Source organism: Aromatoleum toluolicum, assembly GCF_012911005.2.
Lineage (GTDB): Bacteria > Pseudomonadota > Gammaproteobacteria > Burkholderiales > Rhodocyclaceae > Aromatoleum > Aromatoleum toluolicum.
In genome coordinates this window covers 204,507-225,860 of sequence record NZ_WTVS01000001.1, presented here as the reverse complement: position 1 = coordinate 225,860, position 21,354 = coordinate 204,507, and the positions used below count along the sequence as shown (strand labels likewise).

Here is a 21,354-nt window from a genome sequence, read left to right as displayed (position 1 = left end):
AATGATCGAACAAGTCGCCGAACCCTTGCAGCAACATGGCTTCGCCAAGGTGGTGCTGGAACTCGAAGTGAATAACCATCCCGGCGTGATGAGCCACATCTGCAACCTGTTTGCCCGCCGGGCATTCAACGTCGAGGGCATCCTGTGCATGCCGATGTCGGACACGAGCCGCAGCCGCATCTGGCTGCTGGTGTTCGAGGATCAGCGTCTGGAGCAGATGGTGCTGCAGGTCGAGAAGTTGGTCGATGTGCGTTCGGTGCGCCGCCACGGTGCCGAGCACGAGGTATTCGAGCGTCTGGAGAGATTCTTCCATTGATGCCGGACCGGGCGGCCCGGTTCGCCTGCCGGAAGGAGCCAAACTGCGCTGTGCTAAACTGCAAGGCTCCTTCCGATTCACGTTCTGGTCGAGATTGCGATGTCCGGCAACACCCTAGGCAAACTCTTTTGTGTCACCTCCTTCGGTGAGTCCCACGGCCCCGCGATCGGCTGTGTCGTGGATGGGTGTCCGCCGGGACTGCCGATTTCGGCCGAAGAGATCCAAATCGAGCTCGATCGCCGCAAGCCGGGCACTTCGCGGCATGTGACTCAGCGTCGTGAGCCGGACGAGGTAGAGATCCTGTCCGGGGTGTTCGAGGGGGTGACGACCGGTACGCCGATCGCGCTCCTGATTCGCAACCAGGATCAGCGTTCGCGCGACTACGGCAACATCGCAGAGACTTTCCGTCCCGGGCACGCGGACTACGAGTATTGGCAGAAGTACGGGATCCGCGACTACCGCGGGGGTGGTCGCTCGTCTGCCCGCGAGACGGCGGTGCGGGTGGCTGCCGGCGCGATCGCGCGGAAATGGCTGCAGGAGCGCTACGGCGTCGTGATCCGCGGCTTCATGTCGCAGCTCGGCCCCATCCGGATCCCCTTCGAGAGCTGGGATGAGGTTTTGCGTAACCCGTTCTTCGCGCCCAACGCCGGGATCGTTCCGCAACTCGAGGCCTACATGGACGAGCTGCGCAAGTCAGGGGATTCGATCGGCGCGCGTATCGACGTCGTCGCCACGGGCGTTCCGGTGGGCTGGGGGGAACCCGTTTATGACCGCCTCGATGCCGACATTGCGTATGCGATGATGGGCATCAACGCCGTGAAGGGGGTCGAGATCGGTGCCGGCTTCGAATGCGTGACACAGCACGGCACCGAACACTCCGACGAGATGACCCCCGAGGGCTACCTGACGAACAACGCAGGCGGCGTGCTCGGCGGCATTTCCAGCGGCCAGGACATCATCGTGAGCATGGCGGTGAAGCCGACCTCCAGCATCCGTCTCGATCGCCGCTCGATCGACAAGCAGGGCAATCCGGTGATCGTGAATACGCACGGGCGGCACGACCCCTGCGTCGGCATCCGTGCGACCCCGATCGCCGAGGCGATGCTGGCGATCGTGCTGATGGATCATGCGTTGCGCCATCGCGCGCAATGCGGAGACGTGACGACCGAAACGCCCCGGATCGAACGGCTGGCGCCGCAGGGCGTGCAGCGCGTCCCGCCGCCGCGCGCGTGAGCGGGCCGGATTCTCGGTGTTGAGTGCCGTCGCGGGCCGCCGGGCTGTGCGGGGCTGAATTGCACCCGGGCGTCGCAGGGGTTCCCTACTGGCGGCTCTCGGCCTACTACTTCTCCTATTTCGCGTTCGTCGGCGCGTTTTCGCCCTATTTCACGCTCTACCTGCAGTCGATCGCGCTCTCGGCGACCGATATCGCGCTGTTGATGTCGTTGATGCAGGTGATGCGCGTGCTTGCGCCGAACATGTGGGGCTGGCTTGCCGAGCATCATGGGCGACGGATCACCATCATCCGCGTGTCGGCGTGGGCGAGCCTCGTCGGATTTAGCGTGTTCTTCTTCACGATGCGTTTCGAAGGGCTGTTCCTGGCCATGGCGCTGATGGCTTTCTTCTGGAGTGCCTCCCTGCCGCTGGTCGAGAGCCTCACGTTTGCCCATCTGGGCGCGCATTCGGGGCGATACGGCAGCATTCGCGTGTGGGGATCGGTCGGGTTCATTGCGGCGGTGCTCGGGCTCGGCTACCTGCTCGATTTCCTCCCGCTCGATTCCGTATTGTGGATGACTGCGGCGATCCTCGCGGCGATCGCCTTGTGTGCGGCAGTGCTGCCTGAGGCTGCGCGACCGCTAGCCCATCGCGAGAGCGCGAGCCTGCATGAGACGCTCCGGCGCCCCGAGGTTCGGGCGCTCCTGGTCGCCTGTTTCCTGATGTCGGCCGCGCATGGGGCGCTATACGTGTTCTATTCGATATTTCTCGTCGATCACGGTTACGACAAGTCCGTGGTGGGCTGGATGTGGTCGCTCGGCGTGATCGCGGAGATCGTGGTCTTCATGTTCATGCCGCGGCTGCTGCGTCGGCATTCGATGCGCGCGATTCTGATCTTTGCCTTTGCGTGCGCGGTTGTGCGGTTCGTGGCGATCGGTTGGGGTGTAGGCTCGTTTGCCGTGTTGGTGTTCGCTCAGTTGCTGCACGGAGCGACTTTCGGTGCTTACCACTCTGCGGCAATCGCGGCGGTGAACCAATGGTTTCGCGGCAAGCTGCAGTCGCGTGGGCAGGCTCTCTACGGAAGCATTTCGTTTGGTGCCGGCGGGATGCTGGGGGGGCTTGTGAGCGGATTCACGTGGGAAACCGTGGGGCCGGCGTGGACCTTTACTCTGGGTTCGCTGTTCGCGCTGGCAGGCCTCGCCTGGCTGTTACTTGGCTGGCGCAGCGGTGCGGAGTCGTTGACGGAAGGAGGGCTCGGATGAAGCATGGATTTGCGACGATGGTGTCGGTTGTAGCGGCCGCGTGGCTCGTGTCCGCCTGCCAGACGGTGCAGACGACCGGCGGCGGCGCCGTTGGCGTCGATCGCGGCCAGATGATGATGGTGTCGGCGGCAGAGGTCGAGCAGGCCTCCGGCAAGCAGTACCAGCAGGTGATCGGCGAGGCGCGTGAGAAGGGCTTGCTCAACCGTGATCCGGCGCAGCTTGCACGCGTGCGTGCGATCTCCAGTCGCCTGATTCCTCAGACCGTCTCGTTCCGCCGGGATGCGGCGCAGTGGCACTGGGAGGTGAACGTGATCCGCTCCGATGAGCTCAACGCCTGGTGCATGGCAGGGGGCAAAATGGCGGTCTACTCCGGCCTCATCGATCAGCTGAAACTCACCGATGACGAACTTGCCGCGGTGATGGGGCATGAGATTGCGCACGCCCTGCGCGAGCATTCGCGTGAGCAGATTTCGAAGGCTATGGTGACCAGCGTGGGGGCGTCCGTCGCCGGTGCGCTCCTCGGCGTCGGACAGCTCGGTACGGATCTGATGGGCATGGTCGGCAAGGTGACCTTTGAGCTGCCGAATTCGCGTCTGCATGAAACCGAGGCTGATCGCATCGGCGTCGAGCTTGCGGCGCGTGCGGGTTACGACCCGCGGGCCGCGGTCAGCCTCTGGGACAAGATGGGCTCGCGCTCGAACGGCGGTCCGCCGCAGTGGCTTTCGACTCACCCCGGGCACGACACGCGGCGCAGGGATCTCGGCGAGTACGCGCAGCGGGTCATGCCGCTCTATGAGCAGGCGCGCCGCTGAGGGTGGCGCCGCAAAGGTCCGGCCCGCCTATCCAGTCGGCGACGCGTGTGAAATAATCGAAGACCCTTTCCTTGTCTTTCCGCGGAATTTATTGGATGGAAGCCCAGACGCTGTACGAAAAGTTGTGGTCCAGTCATGTCGTCCACCAGGAGGCCGACGGTACTGCGCTCATTTATATCGACCGCCACCTGGTACACGAGGTAACCAGCCCGCAGGCCTTCGAGGGGCTCAAGCTCGCCGGACGCAAGCCGTGGCGCGTGAGTTCCATCGTCGCAACCGCCGACCACAACACGCCGACCGATCACTGGGAACGGGGCATCGAGGATCCGGTTTCGCGCCAGCAGGTCGAAACGCTGGACGCCAACATCCGCGAGGTCGGCGCGCTAGCCTATTTCCCGTTCAGGGACTCGCGCCAGGGCATCGTGCATGTGATCGGGCCTGAGAATGGCGTCACGCTGCCCGGCATGACCGTCGTCTGCGGTGATTCGCACACCTCGACGCATGGTGCGTTCGCCTGTCTGGCGCACGGTATCGGCACGTCCGAGGTGGAGCACGTGATGGCGACGCAGTGCCTGCTGCAGAAGAAATCGAAGACCATGTTGGTGAAGGTCGACGGCAAGCTTGGGCGTGGCGTCTACGCGAAGGACATCGCGCTCGCCGTGATCGGCCGGATCGGGACAGCGGGCGGCACGGGTTACGCGATCGAGTTCGGCGGCAGCGCGATTCGCGCGCTGACGATGGAAGGTCGCATGACCCTGTGCAACATGGCGATCGAAGCAGGTGCGCGAGCGGGTTTGGTCGGTGTCGACGACATCACGGTCGACTATCTTCGCGACAAGGCGTTCGCGCCCAAGGGCGAGCTCTTCGACAAGGCGGCAGCCTACTGGCGGACGCTGAAGTCCGATGACGGGGCGCGTTTCGATCGCGTCGTCGAACTCGACGCCGCCGAGATCCTGCCGCAGGTCACCTGGGGCACCTCCCCCGAGATGGTCGAGACGGTGGCCGGCCGCGTGCCGGACCCGGCGAGGATCTCCGATCCGGTCAAACGCGAAGGCGTCGAGCGTGCCCTCAAGTACATGGGCCTTGCGCCGGATACGCCGATCAGCGAGATCCCGGTGGACCAGGTATTCATCGGTTCGTGCACGAACTCGCGCATCGAAGACCTGCGCGAAGCTGCGGCGGTTGCCAAGGGGCGCAAGAAGGCGGCGAGCGTCAAGCGCGTGCTGGTCGTTCCCGGTTCGGGCCTGGTGAAGCAACAGGCTGAGACTGAAGGCCTCGACAAGATCTTCATCGAGGCGGGCTTTGAGTGGCGCGAGCCGGGGTGCTCGATGTGCCTTGCGATGAATGCGGATCGTCTCGAGCCGGGCGAGCATTGCGCTTCGACCTCCAACCGCAATTTCGAAGGCCGCCAGGGCGCGGGCGGCCGCACGCATCTCGTCAGCCCCGCAATGGCAGCCGCCGCGGCCGTGTCCGGGCGCTTCGTGGATGTCCGCGAGCTTTCCTGAACTGATCCGGCGCGGAGCCGCGCCGACGACCGATATTGACAGGGATGGCCAGGCCATCCAGAGGGTAGTGAGAGAATGAAACCGTTTACCACACTCGACGCGCTGGCCGTGCCGCTCGATCGTGCGAACGTCGACACCGACGCAATCATCCCCAAGCAGTTCCTGAAGTCGATCAAACGCAGTGGCTTCGGTCCGAACCTCTTCGACGAATGGCGTTACCTCGATCACGGCGAGCCGGGGCAGGAGTGCAGCGGCCGACCGAAGAATCCGGATTTCGTGCTGAACAAGGCGCGCTATCAGGGCGCGCAGATCCTGCTCACCCGTGACAACTTCGGTTGTGGCAGCTCGCGCGAGCACGCGCCCTGGGCTCTCGAGGACTACGGCTTCCGCGTGCTCATCGGCACGAGTTTCGCCGATATCTTCTTCAACAACTGCTTCAAGAACGGCGTGCTGCCGATCGTGCTGCCGGCCGCGCAGGTCGACGAACTCTTCCGTCGGTGCGAGGCGGCCGAAGGCTACCGCCTCGTAGTCGATCTGGCGGCGCAGACGGTCACCCGTCCGGACGGCACGACCGTCACGTTCGACGTCGATCCGTTCCGCAAGGAATGCCTGCTCAACGGTTGGGACGACATCGGCCTGACGCTGCGCCATGCCGACAAGATCCGCGCGTTCGAGGAAAAGCGCCGCGCCGAACACCCCTATTATTTCGCCTGAGCAGCGCTGCAAGGGCACCAGGAGAAACCTGCTGATGAAGATTTGTGTTCTGCCGGGCGACGGGATCGGTCCGGAAATCATGGCCGAAGCCGTCCGCGTGATCGAAGCGCTGGACCTGAAGGTCGAACTCGAAGAGGCCCTGCTGGGCGGTGCAGCGGTCGATGCGACCGGTGACCCGTATCCGGAGGCTACGCGCAAGCTCGCGCGCGAAGCCGACGCCGTGTTGCTCGGCGCTGTTGGCGGCCCGAAGTGGGACGGCCTGGCGCGCGAGCAACGCCCCGAGCGCGGCCTGCTGGGGATCCGCAAGGATCTTTGCCTGTTCGCCAACCTCCGTCCGGCGATCCTGTATCCCGAACTCGCGAATGCCTCCACGCTCAAGCCCGAGGTCGTGTCGGGCCTGGACATCCTGATCGTGCGCGAACTGACCGGCGACATCTACTTCGGTCAGCCGCGCGGCATCGAGAACCGCAACGGCGAGCGTTACGGCTTCAACACGATGCACTACACCGAGTCCGAGATCCGCCGCATCGGCCGCGTCGCCTTCGAGGCCGCCCGCAAGCGCAACAAGCGCCTGTGCTCGGTCGACAAGATGAACGTGCTGGAAACCACGCAGCTGTGGCGCGACGTGATGACCGAGCTCGCGCCCGAGTACCCGGACGTGGAACTCACCCACATGCTCGTGGACAACGCCGCGATGCAGCTCGTCCGTGCGCCCAAGCAGTTCGATGTGATGGTCACCGGCAACATGTTCGGCGACATCCTGTCGGACGAGGCGTCGATGCTCACCGGCTCGATCGGCATGTTGCCGTCGGCCTCGCTGGACGCGAACAACAAGGGGCTCTATGAGCCCTCGCACGGCTCGGCTCCGGACATCGCCGGCAAGGGCGTGGCGAATCCGCTCGCGACGATTCTGTCGGCTGCGATGATGCTGCGCTATACGTTCAATAACGAGGCCGCCGCTGCCCGCGTCGAGACGGCCGTCAAGAAGGTTCTCGCTCAGGGATATCGCACCGGCGACATCTACGAGCCGGGTACGACGAAGGTGGGTACGAAGCAGATGGGCGACGCCGTGTTGGCGGCGCTCTGAGATTCTTGGCAATCCGAGGTAAAGCAAATGAACAAGGTCGGTCTGGTTGGTTGGCGTGGCATGGTCGGTTCCGTGCTGATGCAGCGCATGGTCGAGGAGGGCGACTTCGCCCACATCGATCCGGTGTATTTCTCGACGTCCGCGGCCGGCGGCAAGCCGCCCGCTTTCGGCGGCAAGCAAGCCTCGCTGCCGCTGCAGGATGCGTCGAACATCGACATGCTCAAGCAGATGGACATCGTGATCACCTGCCAGGGCGGCGACTACACCAAGTCCGTCTATCCGCAGTTGCGTGCCGCCGGCTGGAAGGGGCACTGGATCGATGCCGCGAGCGCCCTGCGCATGGAAGACAATGCGGTGATCATCCTCGATCCGGTCAACATGAACGTGATCAAGGATTCGCTCGTGAAGGGCGGCCGCGACTGGATCGGCGGCAACTGCACCGTCTCCCTGATGCTGATGGGCCTCGGTGGCCTGTTCCAGAATGACCTGGTGGAATGGGTGTCGGCCATGACCTATCAGGCCGCCTCCGGCGCCGGTGCGCAGAACATGCGCGAGCTGCTCGCGCAGATGGGTGCGCTGCACGATGCGGTCAAGACGGAACTGGCCGATCCTGCTTCCGCGATCCTCGATATCGACCGCAAGGTCGCCGCGACCATGCGTTCGGGCGATTTTCCGGTCAAGAACTTCCGCGGCACGGCGCTCGCCGGCAGCCTGATCCCGTGGATCGACGTGCCGGTCGACAACGGCCAGTCGAAGGAGGAGTGGAAGGGCGGCGCCGAATGCAACAAGATCCTCGGTCGTCCCGCGTTCCGTAGCCCTGGCAGCATCCCGATTGATGGTCTGTGCGTTCGCATCGGCGCGATGCGGTGCCACTCGCAAGGCCTCACGATCAAGCTGCGCAAGGATGTACCGCTCGACGAGGTGAGCGACATCATCGCGAAGGCCAACGACTGGGTAAAGGTCGTGCCCAACGAGCGTGAGATCTCGGAGCGCGAACTGACCCCCGCGGCCGTCACCGGCACCCTGACGGTCCCCGTCGGCCGTCTGCACAAGATGGCGATGGGGCCCGAATACCTAGGCGCCTTCACCGTCGGCGACCAGCTGCTGTGGGGGGCTGCCGAACCCCTGCGCCGCATGCTGCGGATCCTTCTCGATCGCTGATCGCCATGACATGAGGAAACGGCGTTCGCCTCGCCGTTTCCCATGTCCTATGCGTTGGTCCTCAAGGCAGGATGCTGGTATTGCGGCAGGGAAAATAGTCTTGGCAATTAAAGAATTGCTGCCAAGATTTAAACAAAATGTTAGATTGCCGGGGCATGACGGATGCCCGGCCGCGTCCGCGACGTCCATATTCCACGCAGTTTGGTACCCAGACTAGGGTGCGGATGATAAGACAATGATGAAGACATCGATCAAGGCTTCCCTGATCGCGACGGCGATCGCCATGCTCCCACTAGGCAGCGATGCAGCCGGACTCGGTTCGATCCATGTTTTCAGCGGCATCGGGCAGCCGCTCAGGGCAGAGGTCGAACTCAACGCGAGCAACGATGAGTTGCAGTCGCTTTCAGCGCGCGTTGCTCCCCCGGAAGCGTTCCGTCAGGCAAGTCTGCAATATACCGCTGCCATGTCGGCGCTGCGCTTCTCGGTGGAGCGCAGGGGCAGCCGCTCCGTTGTCAAGATCACCAGCGACAGGCCCTTCAACGATCCCTTCGTCGATCTCCTGATCGAACTGAACTGGGCGTCCGGACGGCTGCTGCGCGAATACACCTTCCTGCTCGATCCCGTGCCGGCAGGCGCTCCGGCTCCCGCCGTCGGGCGCGGAGCGGCTCCTGTCGCTGCGCCGCTTGCAGCGCCGGCTGCGCCGGTGCAGCGCAGGGCCCCGGTTGCAGGTCAGGCGAGCGCGACCGGCGGTGACCGCCATGAGATCAGGAAGGGCGATACGCTTCATCGTATCGCCGAGGCGAACCGGCCCGAAGGCGCCAGCCTCGATCAGATGCTCATCGCCCTGTTTCGCGAGAATCCCGACGCCTTCGACGGGAACAACATCAATCGTCTGCGCACCGGTTCGATCGTGACCGTTCCGTCCGATGCGCGCGTTCGCGAGATCGATCCCGGACAAGCACGGCGCGAGGTGCAGGCCCAGTCCGCGGATTTTTCCGCTTATCGCAGGAAACTCGCCGGAGCGGTCGCCGCCCGGCCTGCGGCGCCCGAATCGACGCCGTCGCGTAGTGATGCCGGCACGATTGTTCCGAAAGTCGACGAGCCTGCGCGACCCGCGGCGGGCGATCAGGTCAAGGTTTCCGGTGCGCCGGCCGAGCCGGGTGCCGACAAGACCCGCCTCGCCCGCCTTCAGGCGCTCGAGGAAGAACTCGTCGCGCGCGACAAGGCACTCGAGGAGGCGAACAGTCGTGTCGCAGCCCTCGAGGCCAGCGTCAAGCAGATGCAGGAACTGCTGAACCTGCGCAGCGAAAGCATGGCGCAGCTGCAGCAGCAGGCGACCGCAGCACCGTCTGCGCCGGCGCAAGAGCCCGCCGCGGCGCCTTCGGCCCCGGCGCAGCAGCCCCCTGCGGCGGAGTCGCAGCAGGCGGCGCCGGTGCAGGCGCCCGCTCCCACGCCCAAGCCGGCGCCGGTACAAGCACCTGCCCCGGCGCCGGTCGAGGACCCAGGCTTCGTTCAAAGCTTGCTCGGCGATCCGGCAGTCCTGGCCGGTGGCGGCGGCATTCTCGCACTCCTCCTCGCGTATGCCGGCATCAAGGCGCGGCAGCGGCGCAAACAGGACGAGAGTCATGGGGTCGAATCCGTCGCGAGCGCCTTCCCGCCGCCGACCAATTCGGTGTTCGGAGCGACGGGGGGGGCAGAGCGTCAACACGGGCGAGAGCAGCGTACTGCATACGGATTTCAGCCAGTCCGGTCTTTCGGCGATCGACACCGACGAGGGCGTCGATCCCGTTGCCGAGGCCGACGTGTATATGGCATACGGGCGCGACGCACAGGCCGAGGAGATCCTGCTCGATGCCCTGAAGACCGACACCTCGCGGATGGCGATCTACGTCAAGCTGCTGGAGATCTACGCCCAGCGCAAGAATCTCAAGGCATTCGAGAACACCGCGACGGAACTCTATTCGCGGACCGGTGGCGAAGGGGGGGATTGGGAGAAGGCTGCCGAGATGGGGCGTCGCCTCGATCCCGAGAATCCCCTGTACCGTGCCTCGGTGGCCAGCGGTATCCCGACCGCCGGTTTCGCAACGGGTGCCGCGGTCGCAGCGGGTCTCGCGGCGGCGGCCAGCCACGCCGGCGATTCCGGGGGCGCTCCCGCTGCATCGTTCTCGGGGCCTGCGGCTCACGAGTCGCCGTCGACCGAGATGCCGGTGGATGCCGGAATCGAGGCCCTGCCGGAGGTGGATGCGGGCGCGCTCGACTTCGATCTCGATGCCGGCCTCGATTTGGGGGCTGCCGCTGCAGCGGATGCTCCCATGCCGCAGATCGATGCTGTCCCGTCCGCGGAGATCGCGGCGCAATCCCCCGAGGAGGCAGCCTCCTTCGATCTCGACATCGGCGGGGTAACCGGGCCGGCGGTCGATGCGGAACCGGTTGCGACTCCGGTCGCCGATCCGATGCTTGCGACCGTGATTGGTCAGGGGATGGATTTCGCGGCAGCGGACCAGGCCCTCGAGTTCGATCTTGCGCCGGATCTTGATGTAGCCCCCGTGTCGGCGACCGGCGAGGTCAGCCTCAACGAGACCGTAATTTCGTCGGATAGCGCGCCGGCCGCGAGCGGCAATGGCGCGGCGGAGGATCTCGAGAAGACGTCGTTCGACAGCAGTCTGCTGGACTTCGACTTCAATCTCGACGGCGGCGCCAACCAACCCGCCGCGAGTTCGCCGGGACTCGATCTCGCGGGCATCGATCTGAACCTCGAAGCAACTTCCGCGATGCCTTTGACGCCGGCGGCCGACGCGGCGGAAATTCCGACCATCGGCGACGCTGCTGGATCTCCGGCGGAAGCGTCTGCCGGCGGCCTGGCTCCCGACGCGGATGTGATCGAAGAGGTCAATACCAAGCTCGAGCTGGCCCGTGCTTACGAAGAGATGGGCGATACGGAGGGTGCTCGCGATCTTATCCAGGAGGTCTTGCGCGAGGGCTCGGCGGAGCAGCGGGAGGCGGCGGCGCGGCTGGCCGAGCGACTCGGGTAGCGGTCGAGGTTGCAGGCTGCGTATGTCAAGGGGCCGCCGTCGGGCGGCCCGTTCATTTTCATGCATTCCGGATTGGTGATTGCATTGTGGATGGCGTGCGTCGTCGTCCTGCAGGTGATGTCGCCCATTGCTCTGGCGGTTGCGACAGGCGTGTGTGCGATCGCCGGATGGTGGTTCGCGCCATCACGTAGCCTGAAGTTGCTGCGGCGGGTTCGTTTTCTGATCCTCGCGATACTTGTGCTGTTCGCCGGGTTTACACCGGGCGAAGCGCTCTTGCCGGCAACTCCCGAGCTCAGTCCAAGCCGCGAAGGTCTGGTGTTGGCTGCCGAGCATGTTGGGCGCCTGGTCGCGGTGGTGCTGTGCGTGGCGCTGCTGCTGGAGGGGTTGCCTGTGTCGCGTCTCGTCGGCGGTCTGCATGCCCTGCTGCGCCCCTTGGGACGGCTGGGCCTCCCGAGGGAGCGGCTGGCGGTACGTCTGATGCTCGTTCTGCGCTACGTGGATTCGGCACCTGCGGCTGCGTGGCGCGACTGGCTCGAGGATGACGGTATCAATGGCAACAGCGCCGACAGGATCGTGTTTGCCCGCGAAGCCTTCGCGTGGCGGGATCTCGCGGCTTTGCTCGTGGTGTTGGGCGTCGCAGCGTTGTGGTTCGGAGTGACACGATGAGAATTGCGCTTGGCGTCGAATATGCGGGTGACGCTTTTCAGGGCTGGCAGAGCCAGTCCCACGGGCAGACCGTGCAGGACCATCTCGAGGCAGCGCTCTCCGGCATGGCCGGTCACCCGGTGCGACTGCACTGCGCCGGGCGGACCGACGCCGGCGTCCACGCAACGGCCCAAGTGGTGCATTTCGACACTCAATCGGTGCGCTCGCTGCATGGCTGGGTTCGCGGTACCAATGCCCGGATGAGGGCTCCGGTCGCGGTGCGTTGGGCGGTGGAAGTCGGTGACGATTTCCACGCGCGCTTCTGTGCGGTTTCGCGCCGTTACCGCTACATCCTCTACAACTCGGCCGTGCGTCCTGCGCTCCTGGCCGGCCGCGTGGGATGGTTCCATCCACCGCTCGATGAAGCGGCGATGGCGGAGGCCGCCCGTTCCCTCCTGGGCTGGCAGGATTTTTCGGCCTTCCGTGCCGCGGGGTGCCAGGCGAAATCGCCGATCAAACTGATGCATGAGGCGCAGGTGCGGCGCGACGGGGACTACATCGTCTTCGATTTCTGGGCGAATGCCTTCCTGCATCATATGGTGCGCAATTTGGTCGGTTCGCTGGTTTACGTCGGGAAAGGCTGTTACCCGCCAGGGTGGATGGCCGAAGTGCTGCAGTCGCGCGACCGCAGCCGGGCGGCGATGACCTTCTGCCCTGACGGGCTGTATCTCGCGGGTGTCGAGTACCCCTCGCACTGGCCGCTGCCTGATGAAGGGCGTATCATCGCGCTCCCGCGTATCCCTTTCGTCTGAGTGTCCAGAACCCGAATCAAGATCTGCGGCCTGACCCGCGCCGAGGACGTGCATGCCGCCGTCGAGGCTGGCGCGGATGCCATCGGACTGGTCTTCTATCCGCCCAGCCCGCGCTTTGTCGCGTTCGAGCGTGCGGCGGAGCTGGCCGCGCTGGTACCGCCCTTCGTTACCACGGTCGGCCTCTTCGTGAATCCCGATCCGGCGTACGTGCAGCAGGCGCTCGCGCAGGTGCCGTTGCAGCTCCTGCAGTTTCACGGCGACGAGGCCGAAGGCGTGTGTGCGGGCTTCGGTCGTCCCTGGATCAAGGCTGCGCGAGTGCGCCCCGGGGTCGATCTGGTAGAATTCTCGGCTTCCCACCCGTCCGCTTCCGGATTGCTGCTCGACGCGTTTGTCGAAGGCTACGGCGGCGGAGGCAAGGTTTTCGACTGGTCCCTGATTCCCGAGCGCCTCGGGCGGCCGCTCATCCTTTCCGGTGGACTGGATCCCGATAACGTCGCCGAGGCAGTCCGCCGCGTAAGGCCGTGGGCTGTCGATGTGTCCAGCGGCGTCGAGTCGGGAAAGGGTATCAAGGATGCGGCACGGATTGCCGCGTTCGTCGCAGGAGTACGCAATGCAGACGGCTGACAAGCCATACCGGTTTCCTGATGCGCGCGGCCATTTCGGGCCATACGGCGGCGTGTTCGTCGCAGAAACGCTGATTCCTGCGCTGGACGAACTCAATGCCGCCTACGAGGCGTGCCGGAACAACCCGGCCTTCATGGCCGAGTTCGAATACGAGCTCAAGCACTACGTCGGTCGTCCGAGCCCGATCTACCACGCGAGGCGCATGTCGGATGCGCTCGGCGGCGCGCAGATCTACCTCAAGCGCGAGGATCTGAACCACACCGGCGCGCACAAGGTGAACAACTGCATCGGCCAGGCGCTCGTAGCGCGCTACATGGGCAAGCCGCGCGTGATCGCGGAGACCGGCGCGGGTCAGCATGGCGTTGCAACGGCGACGGTGGCTGCACGCTACGGGATGGAGTGCGTGGTGTACATGGGCGCCGAGGACGTGAAGCGCCAGGCTGCCAACGTGTACCGCATGAAGCTCCTGGGGGCGAAGGTCGTTCCCGTAGAGTCGGGCTCCAGGACGCTGAAGGACGCGCTCAACGAAGCGATGCGCGACTGGGTCACGAACATCCATAACACCTTCTATATCATCGGCACGGTCGCCGGGCCACATCCGTACCCGATGATGGTGCGCGACTTTCAGGCAGTCATCGGCAAGGAATGCCTCGTGCAAATGCCGGAGATGACCGGTCGTCAGCCCGATTGTGTGATTGCGTGCGTCGGCGGTGGATCGAACGCGATGGGTATCTTCCATCCCTACATCGACGTTGCGGGGGTCAGGCTGATCGGCGTGGAAGCGTACGGCGAGGGGCTGGAGTCCGGGCGCCATGCGGCCAGCCTCACCGGCGGCACACCCGGCGTTCTGCACGGGAACCGCACCTACCTGCTCCAGAGCGACGACGGCCAGATCATCGAGACCCACTCGATCTCGGCCGGTCTCGACTATCCGGGCGTAGGGCCGGAGCATGCTTGGCTCAAGGACAGCGACCGTGCGGAGTATGTCGGCGTCACCGACGAGGAGGCGCTGGCCGCTTTCCACAACCTGTGCCATCTCGAAGGCATCATCCCCGCGCTCGAGTCGTCCCACGCCCTCGCGTATGCAGCGAAGCTGGCGCCGACCCTGCCGCGAGACAAGATCCTGCTGGTCAATCTCTCCGGTCGCGGCGACAAGGACATGCACACTGTCGCCGAAAAGTCCGGCATTCAGTTCTGACTCCGCGGGCCTTGACGGGCCCGCGCATCCCGATACCGCTTATGTCCAGAATCCAGACAGTTTTTCAGAGCCTGCAGGCCTCGGGGCGGCGGGCGCTGATCCCCTTCATCACCGCGGGCGACCCCGCTCCCGAACTCACCGTGCCGCTGATGCATGCGCTCGTCGATGGCGGGGCGGACATCATTGAACTGGGCGTTCCGTTCTCCGACCCGATGGCGGACGGCCCGACCATCCAGCGCGCGTCCGAGCGTGCGCTCCTCAACGGGATGAGCCTGCGCAAGGTGCTCGCGCTGGTGTCCGACTTCCGCGCAACGAATTCCGACACGCCGGTCGTCCTGATGGGCTATGCGAACCCGATCGAGGCCATGGGCGTCGATCGGTTCGTCGCCGCAGCCGGCGCTGCCGGCGTGGACGGAGCCCTCGTTGTCGATTACCCGCCAGAGGAATGCGAAGCGTTTGCGCGTGCGCTCAAGGCGGGCGGCATGGATCCGATCTTCCTGCTGGCGCCGACTTCCACCGAACAGCGCATCCGTGAGGTCGCGACCATCGGCAGCGGCTACATCTACTACGTGTCGCTCAAAGGGGTAACCGGCTCGGGCGCGCTCGATTTCAACGATGTCGCCGCGCGCATGCCGCAGATTCGCCAGGGCGTCGGTATGCCGGTCGGCGTCGGATTCGGCATCCGCGATGCCGAATCGGCCCGCCGTATCGGCGAGGTTGCCGACGCGGTCGTGATCGGCAGTCGCATCATCGAGGAAATCGAAAACAGTCCGCGCGATCAGGCGGTAGCCCGGGTTAAGAACTTCGTTGAGGGCGTGCGTGCTGCGCTCGACCAGATCCAAGGAGCTCCGCGATGAGTTGGCTTCAGAAACTGCTGCCGCCGAAGATCAAGCGCGCCGAGAGCGCTGCGCGCAAGTCGATTCCGGAAGGCCTGTGGAGCAAGTGCTCGGCATGCGAGGCAGTGCTCTACCGTTCCGATCTCGAAAGCAACCAGAGCGTGTGCCCGAAGTGCGGTCACCACCAGCGCCTGCGCGCACGGGCCCGGCTCGATCAGCTGCTCGATGCGGAAGCGCGTTTCGAGATCGGCAGCGAGGTGGTGCCGGTCGATCCGCTGAAGTTCAAGGACTCGCGGCGCTACACCGAGCGGCTGTCGGCGGCTAACGACGATACCGGCGAAGCCGACGCGATGGTCGTGATGCAGGGTTCCATCCTGACCGTGCCGGTCGTGGTCGCCTGCTTCGAGTTCGATTTTCTCGGCGGATCGATGGGGTCGGTCGTCGGCGAGCGCTTCGTGCGTGGCGCCAAGGCGGCCGTGGAGCAGCGCCTCCCTTTCATCTGCATCACCGCCACCGGCGGCGCCCGGATGCAGGAGGGCCTGTTCTCGCTGATGCAGATGGCCAAGACGACGGCTGCGATCACGCAGCTCGCCGAGCGCAAGCTGCCGTTCCTCACCATCCTCACCGACCCCACGATGGGGGGCGTGTCGGCCAGTTTCGCGTTCATGGGCGACGTCGTGATCGCCGAACCGGGCGCCCTGATCGGTTTTGCGGGGCCGCGCGTGATCGAGCAGACCGTGCGCGAAACCCTGCCCGAGGGATTTCAGCGCTCCGAGTTCCTGCTGGAGAAGGGCGCGATCGACATGATTGTCGATCGGCGCGAGATGCGTTCGAAGGTCGCCGAACTTCTGACCCTGCTGACGCGCCAGCCCGCCATTGGCGTCTGATTCCCGATCCACTTCATGCATCTTCCCGATTCCCTGAGCGGCTGGCTCGAGCTGCTCGAAAGCCGCCATGCAGTCCAGATCCAGCTAGGCCTGGATCGCGTATCCCGCGTGCGCGATGCGCTCGGCGTGCGCAGCGATGCCGTGGTGATCACCGTTGGAGGCACGAACGGCAAGGGCTCGACCTGCGCGATGCTCGAGGCGATCCTGCTCGCCGCCGGATATCGCGTCGGCTGCTACACATCCCCGCACCTGCTGCGTTACAACGAGCGCGTGCGCATCGAAGGACGCGAGGTCGATGACCAGATCCTGATGGACGCCTTTCGCGCCGTCGAGGAGGCGCGCGACGGGACTCCGCTGACCTATTTCGAGCACGGCACGCTTGCCGCCTGGTGGGCATTTTGCCGTGCGCAGCTCGACGTCGTGATCCTCGAAGTCGGCCTCGGTGGGCGCCTCGACGCGGTAAATGTGCTCGAGCCCGACTGCGCCATCGTGACTGGAATCGCGATGGACCATATGGACTGGCTGGGCGACACGCGAGAGAAGATCGGCTTCGAGAAGGCCGGCATTTTCCGCGCGGGGCGTCCGGCGATCTGTTCCGATCCGATGGTCCCCGCCACGCTGGTCGACCATGCGCGTGCGATCGGCGCCGACCTGAAGCTGGTTGGCGAGGATTTTGGATTCAGCGGTGACCGCACCCAATGGACTTGGTGGAGCAAGGGCGGCGCGCGCCGAGGGGGGCTTGCCTATCCTGCGTTGCGCGGGGCCAATCAGCTCCTGAATGCGTCGGCAGTGCTGATGGCGCTGGAAACCCTGCGACAGCGGATTCCCGTATCCATGCAGGCGGTCCGCCAGGGGCTGATGCTCGTCGAGCTGCCCGGGCGCTTCCAGGTGCTGCCCGGACGACCCTCGGTGGTACTCGACGTCGCGCATAATCCGCAGGCCGCGGGCGTGCTGTCCGAGAACCTGTCCAACATGGGCTTCTTCCCGGAGACGTGGGCAGTTCTGGGCATGCTCGCGGACAAGGACGTGGAAGGCGTGGTGAAACTGATCCAGGATCGCGTCGATCACTGGATGCTCGTCAGTCTCCCCGGTGCGCGCGGGCTCAGCGCCGAGCGTCTCGAGCAGCGCCTGCGCAGCGTCGGCGTGCGCGGCGATATCCTGCGTTTCGAGAGCCCCGCGGAGGCCTATGCGGCTGCCCGGAAAACTGCAGGCGAGGGTGATAGAATCGTAGCCTTTGGCTCGTTCCTGACGGTCGCGGATGTGCTGGCAGCCGTCCGCGCCGCTCGTCATTGAGGCTCCGCGTGACCGATAGCGACAACGTCGAACTCAAGAAGCGCGCCAGGCGTCGCTTGGTGGGGGCGGCCGCTCTGGCGTTGCTCGCCGCGATCATCCTCCCCATGGTGATGGATCAGGAGCCGAGCGCCCCGGCTCAGGATATACAGGTCACGATCCCCGACCGCGAGGCCGACAACACGCTCTCGCGCCCCATTGCCAGTCGGCCGGCGCGTGACCCCGATCCGCAACTGGCGCCTCCGCCCGAGGAGCAACCGCCCGCTGCGGGTTCACCCGAGGCGCCGAGGCAGGAAACCAGCGCAAGTGTGCCGCCTGCGCAACGTCCGGCTCCTGCGCCCGCGACACCCGATGTACCACGGGTGTCCGGTTCGGCAAGCGCTGCGGTCGAGCCCGTGAAGCCGGCGGCTAAGGACGCTCTAACCGATAGCGCTCGCGCCCAAGCGATTCTCGAAGGCAAGCAGGCGTTGCCTCCCCCCACGGTGGCGGGAAGTGCCTTTGTCGTCCAGATCGGTGCCTTCGGCGATGGTGGCAAGGCCGCGTCGATTGCGGCAGACCTCAAAAGACGGGGTTTCGCCGCCTACACTGAGAAGGTCGGCGCGATGACGCGCGTGCGGGTCGGGCCGTTCGGCGGACGCGACGACGCCGAAAAGGCTGCCCAGCGGGTCCGGGCGAGCGGAATGGGCGGTTCGGTCGTGCCGAAATGAGCTCGCGCAGATCACTGCGATGACGGTATTCGATTATGTGTTCCTCGGCGTTCTCGCGTTGTCGGCAGCAGTCGGCATGTGGCGCGGATTGGTCAGCGAGGTGATCGCGCTGCTCGCATGGGCGGTTGCCCTCTTTGCGGCATGGCGCTACGCGGGGGATGCGGCAGTGCTGTTCGGCGGCATGATCGTCGATCCGGCCTGGCGCCAGATTGCGGGATTCGCGCTGATCTTCGTCGCGGTCCTGATGCTGGCTGCGTTGTTGCGCTTCCTGCTTCGCGAGCTGCTCAAGGCGGTCGGGTTGGGCACTGCCGACCGGGTGTTCGGAGCATTTTTCGGTGTCGCCCGCGGTATTGCCATCGCCCTCGCGGTGGTGCTGCTCGGCGGTCTGATCGGGATTGCGCGTGAACCGTGGTGGTCCAACGCGATGTTTGCTCCTCCGCTGGAGACGGCGGTCATTGCTGCCAAACCGTGGCTGCCCGATGTGGTGGCTACAAAGATTCGATTCAGATAGGTGCTATTCCATGTGCGGAATCATTGGGGTCGTTGCAAAATCCCCGGTCAATCAGTTGCTCTATGACGGCCTGCAGGTGCTGCAGCACCGCGGACAGGATGCGGCAGGCATCGCGACGTCGGAGGGGGGGCGCTTCCTCATGCACAAGGGGCCAGGGCTCGTGCGCGACGTGTTCCGCACGCGCAACATGCGCAATCTGGAAGGCAATTGGGGTATCGGCCATGTCCGTTACCCGACTGCGGGGTCGGCGTGCAATCCGGCCGAAGCGCAGCCTTTCTACGTCAATTCGCCTTTCGGCCTGCTGCTGGCCCATAACGGCAACCTGACGAATTCCGAGGAACTGAAGCGTGAGATGTTCCTCTCGGACCTTCGCCACATCAATACCAATTCCGATTCGGAGGTGCTGCTGAACGTGCTCGCGCACGAACTGCAGGCCGCTGCGAAGGGCTTCAAGCTCGACGAGGATGCCGTGTTCCGCGCCGTGGCGGGCGTGCATCGTCGCTGCCGTGGCGCTTACGCGGTCGTCGTGATGATCGCCGGCTTCGGCCTGCTGGCGTTCCGCGATCCGTTCGGCATTCGTCCGCTGGTCGTCGGGCGCAATGATGTCGACGGCGGCCAAGAGTGGCTCGTGGCATCCGAGTCGGTGGCGATGGACGTGCTCGGCTTCAAGACACTGCGTGACGTGGCGCCGGGCGAAGCGATCCTCATCGACACGCAGGGCAATTTCCGCAGCCGCCAGTGTGCGGAAAAGACGGTCGAAGCGCCGTGCATGTTCGAGTTCGTGTACCTCGCGCGTCCGGATTCGGTGATCGACGGAGTGTCGGTATACGAGTCGCGCGTGAAAATGGGCGAATTCCTCGCCGACAAGCTCAAGCGCGTCGTACCCCACGCGGACATCGACGTCGTGATCCCCATCCCCGATTCCAGCCGTCCTTCTGCGATGGAGATGGCCCACCGGCTGAACCTTCCGTACCGCGAAGGTTTCGTGAAGAACCGCTATATCGGGCGCACCTTCATCATGCCCGGCCAGGCGACCCGGCGTAAGTCGGTGCGCCAGAAGCTCAATACCATCCCGCAGGAATTCAAGGGCAAGAAGGTGCTGCTGGTCGACGACTCGATCGTGCGCGGTACCACCAGCCGCGAGATCGTCACCATGGCCCGCGACGCCGGCGCCGTGAAGGTGTACCTCGCTTCTGCGGCGCCGCCGGTTCGCTATGCGAACGTCTACGGCATCGACATGCCGACCCGGACCGAACTGATCGCGGCCGACCGCAACGAGGAAGAGATCTGCCGTGTCATCGGAGCGGACGGACTGATCTATCAGGATCTCGCCGATCTCAAGGCTGCCGTGCGGGCTGTCAACCCCGCAATCAAGTTCTTCGAGACGTCCTGTTTCGACGGCACCTACATCACCGGCGACATCACGCCCGAATACCTGAATGGCGTCGAGAACCAGCGCGGCGAGACCAAATCGGGCGACGACGGTGAAGGCGGACAACTCGACTTGAACCTGGTTGCCAATCAGGACAACTGAGCAGGACAACTGAGCGGACATGAGCGACTACGAGTTCGACACCCTGGCGGTGCGCGCGGGCATTGCGCGCAGCCAGTTCAATGAACATAGCGAAGCCCTCTATCTCACGTCGAGCTTCGTCTTCGAGAGCGCCGCGCAGGCCGCGGCCCGCTTCTCGGGCGCGGACGAGGGCAACGTCTACGCGCGCTTCACGAATCCGACCGTGACGGCGATGCAGCAGCGCCTCGCCGCCCTCGAAGGCGGCGAAGCCTGCGTCGCCACCGCATCGGGCATGGCCGCGATCCTGTCGCTCGCCATGGCGACCCTGCAGGCCGGTGACCACGTGGTCGCGTCGATGGGGCTCTTCGGGGCGACGCAGCAGCTCTTCGGGACGATCCTCGCGAAATTCGGCATCGAGACGACCTTTGTGCCCGCGACCGACCTCGATGCCTATCGCGCTGCGATCAAGGCGCGCACGCGGCTGTTCTTCATCGAGACGCCGTCGAACCCCCTCACCGAGGTTATCGACATCGCCGCCGTGGCCGAGATCGCCCATGCTGGCGGCGCAATCCTCGCAGTCGATAACTGTTTCTGCACGCCTGCGCTGCAGCGCCCACTCGAACTGGGCGCCGATGTCGTCGTGCATTCGGCGACGAAATACCTCGACGGGCAGGGGCGGGTGCTGGGTGGGGCAGTTGTCGGCAACAAGGTCATCGTCGACGAAGTGCTGAAGTTCCTGCGCACGGCGGGACCCTCGATTTCGCCGTTCAATGCGTGGGTGATTCTGAAGGGGCTGGAAACCCTGCGCATTCGCATGGAGGCGCAGTCGGCGACGGCGCTCGAACTCGCGCGCTGGCTCGAGCAACAGCCGGGTGTCGAGCGGGTGTACTACCCCGGCCTGTTCTCCCATCCGCAGCACGACCTCGCGATGCGGCAGCAGAAGTCCGGCGGCGCAATTGTCAGCTTCGAGGTTGGCGGCGGGCGCGAGGGGGCATGGCGAGTCGTGGATTCGACGCGCATGATCTCGATCACTGCGAACCTTGGCGATACCAAGACCACCATCACGCATCCGGCGTCCACGACGCATGGGCGGATCAGTGCCGAAGCACGTGCTGCCGCAGGCATTACCGAGGGACTGCTGCGGATCGCTGTCGGTCTGGAGGCGGTTGGGGACTTGCGCGCGGATCTCGCGCGCGGCCTCACGGCCTGACAGTCGGCGCGGCGGCGAGC

General features: G+C 65.1%; 20 protein-coding genes and 1 pseudogene. All 21 read left to right on the top strand.

Annotation, left to right across the window (positions count from 1 at the left end; genetic code table 11):
- The first annotated feature begins 1 nt into the window (after nt 1).
- Entirely contained in the window at nt 2–316 is a 315-nt protein-coding gene (gene ilvN / locus GPA27_RS01025; protein ID WP_169136890.1) for an acetolactate synthase small subunit, read from the top strand.
- A 99-nt stretch (nt 317–415) separates the two neighbouring features.
- A complete protein-coding gene (aroC, locus tag GPA27_RS01020; protein WP_169136888.1) occupies nt 416–1,549 on the top strand; it encodes a chorismate synthase in 1,134 nt (377 codons plus the stop codon).
- A 59-nt stretch (nt 1,550–1,608) separates the two neighbouring features.
- Nucleotides 1,609–2,790 carry an MFS transporter gene (locus GPA27_RS01015; RefSeq protein WP_169136931.1) on the top strand — a complete coding sequence of 394 codons (1,182 nt, stop codon included), beginning with the start codon at nt 1,609–1,611 and terminating at the stop codon, nt 2,788–2,790.
- Nucleotides 2,787–3,602, top strand: a complete 816-nt coding sequence (locus GPA27_RS01010; protein ID WP_169136886.1) for a M48 family metallopeptidase — start codon at nt 2,787–2,789, stop codon at nt 3,600–3,602. The genes GPA27_RS01015 and GPA27_RS01010 overlap by 4 nt, the downstream gene beginning before the upstream one ends.
- A 95-nt stretch (nt 3,603–3,697) precedes the next feature.
- Nucleotides 3,698–5,107 carry a 3-isopropylmalate dehydratase large subunit gene (gene leuC, locus GPA27_RS01005; RefSeq protein WP_169136884.1) on the top strand — a complete coding sequence of 470 codons (1,410 nt, stop codon included), beginning with the start codon at nt 3,698–3,700 and terminating at the stop codon, nt 5,105–5,107.
- Nucleotides 5,108–5,182: 75 nt separating this feature from the next.
- Complete coding sequence (gene leuD, locus GPA27_RS01000) at nt 5,183–5,821, top strand: 3-isopropylmalate dehydratase small subunit (protein ID WP_169136882.1); 639 nt, start codon at nt 5,183–5,185, stop codon at nt 5,819–5,821.
- A gap of 34 nt (nt 5,822–5,855) precedes the next feature.
- Nucleotides 5,856–6,908: a 3-isopropylmalate dehydrogenase gene (gene leuB / locus GPA27_RS00995; protein WP_169136880.1), complete on the top strand. Its 1,053-nt coding sequence runs from the start codon at nt 5,856–5,858 to the stop codon at nt 6,906–6,908.
- A gap of 27 nt (nt 6,909–6,935) precedes the next feature.
- The gene (gene asd, locus GPA27_RS00990; protein WP_169136878.1) at nt 6,936–8,069 is read left to right on the top strand and encodes an aspartate-semialdehyde dehydrogenase; all 1,134 of its coding nucleotides are present in this window, start codon (nt 6,936–6,938) and stop codon (nt 8,067–8,069) included.
- Between the two features lie 235 nt (nt 8,070–8,304).
- Nucleotides 8,305–9,000, top strand: a pseudogene (locus GPA27_RS29400) (type IV pilus assembly protein FimV); the annotation flags it as partial.
- Nucleotides 9,001–9,946: 946 nt separating this feature from the next.
- Nucleotides 9,947–11,101 (top strand): FimV C-terminal domain-containing protein, encoded by a 1,155-nt coding sequence (locus tag GPA27_RS00980; protein WP_256222722.1) that lies wholly within the window; start codon nt 9,947–9,949, stop codon nt 11,099–11,101.
- Nucleotides 11,102–11,110: 9 nt separating this feature from the next.
- Entirely contained in the window at nt 11,111–11,767 is a 657-nt protein-coding gene (locus GPA27_RS00975) for a CbiQ family ECF transporter T component (protein ID WP_246260886.1), read from the top strand.
- Nucleotides 11,764–12,558, top strand: a complete 795-nt coding sequence (truA, locus tag GPA27_RS00970) for a tRNA pseudouridine(38-40) synthase TruA (protein ID WP_169136876.1) — start codon at nt 11,764–11,766, stop codon at nt 12,556–12,558. The genes GPA27_RS00975 and truA overlap by 4 nt, the downstream gene beginning before the upstream one ends.
- The gene (locus tag GPA27_RS00965) at nt 12,559–13,182 is read left to right on the top strand and encodes a phosphoribosylanthranilate isomerase (RefSeq protein ID WP_169136874.1); all 624 of its coding nucleotides are present in this window, start codon (nt 12,559–12,561) and stop codon (nt 13,180–13,182) included.
- Nucleotides 13,169–14,380, top strand: a complete 1,212-nt coding sequence (gene trpB, locus GPA27_RS00960) for a tryptophan synthase subunit beta (protein WP_169136872.1) — start codon at nt 13,169–13,171, stop codon at nt 14,378–14,380. The genes GPA27_RS00965 and trpB overlap by 14 nt, the downstream gene beginning before the upstream one ends.
- Before the next feature lie 41 nt (nt 14,381–14,421).
- Entirely contained in the window at nt 14,422–15,237 is an 816-nt protein-coding gene (gene trpA / locus GPA27_RS00955; protein WP_169136870.1) for a tryptophan synthase subunit alpha, read from the top strand.
- Nucleotides 15,234–16,103 (top strand): acetyl-CoA carboxylase, carboxyltransferase subunit beta, encoded by an 870-nt coding sequence (accD, locus tag GPA27_RS00950; protein WP_169136868.1) that lies wholly within the window; start codon nt 15,234–15,236, stop codon nt 16,101–16,103. Before trpA ends, accD begins: the two co-directional genes overlap by 4 nt.
- Before the next feature lie 15 nt (nt 16,104–16,118).
- Nucleotides 16,119–17,396, top strand: coding sequence for a bifunctional tetrahydrofolate synthase/dihydrofolate synthase (gene folC / locus GPA27_RS00945; RefSeq protein ID WP_169136866.1), 1,278 nt, complete (start codon nt 16,119–16,121; stop codon nt 17,394–17,396).
- Nucleotides 17,397–17,404: 8 nt separating this feature from the next.
- On the top strand, nt 17,405–18,100 hold the full coding sequence (locus GPA27_RS00940; protein WP_169136864.1) for an SPOR domain-containing protein: 696 nt from the start codon (nt 17,405–17,407) through the stop codon (nt 18,098–18,100).
- A 19-nt stretch (nt 18,101–18,119) separates the two neighbouring features.
- Nucleotides 18,120–18,611, top strand: coding sequence for a CvpA family protein (locus GPA27_RS00935; RefSeq protein WP_169136862.1), 492 nt, complete (start codon nt 18,120–18,122; stop codon nt 18,609–18,611).
- 10 nt (nt 18,612–18,621) lie between these two features.
- Nucleotides 18,622–20,145 (top strand): amidophosphoribosyltransferase, encoded by a 1,524-nt coding sequence (gene purF, locus GPA27_RS00930; RefSeq protein WP_169136860.1) that lies wholly within the window; start codon nt 18,622–18,624, stop codon nt 20,143–20,145.
- Nucleotides 20,146–20,164: 19 nt separating this feature from the next.
- Nucleotides 20,165–21,334, top strand: a complete 1,170-nt coding sequence (locus GPA27_RS00925; RefSeq protein WP_169136858.1) for an O-succinylhomoserine sulfhydrylase — start codon at nt 20,165–20,167, stop codon at nt 21,332–21,334.
- Nucleotides 21,335–21,354: the final 20 nt, after the last annotated feature.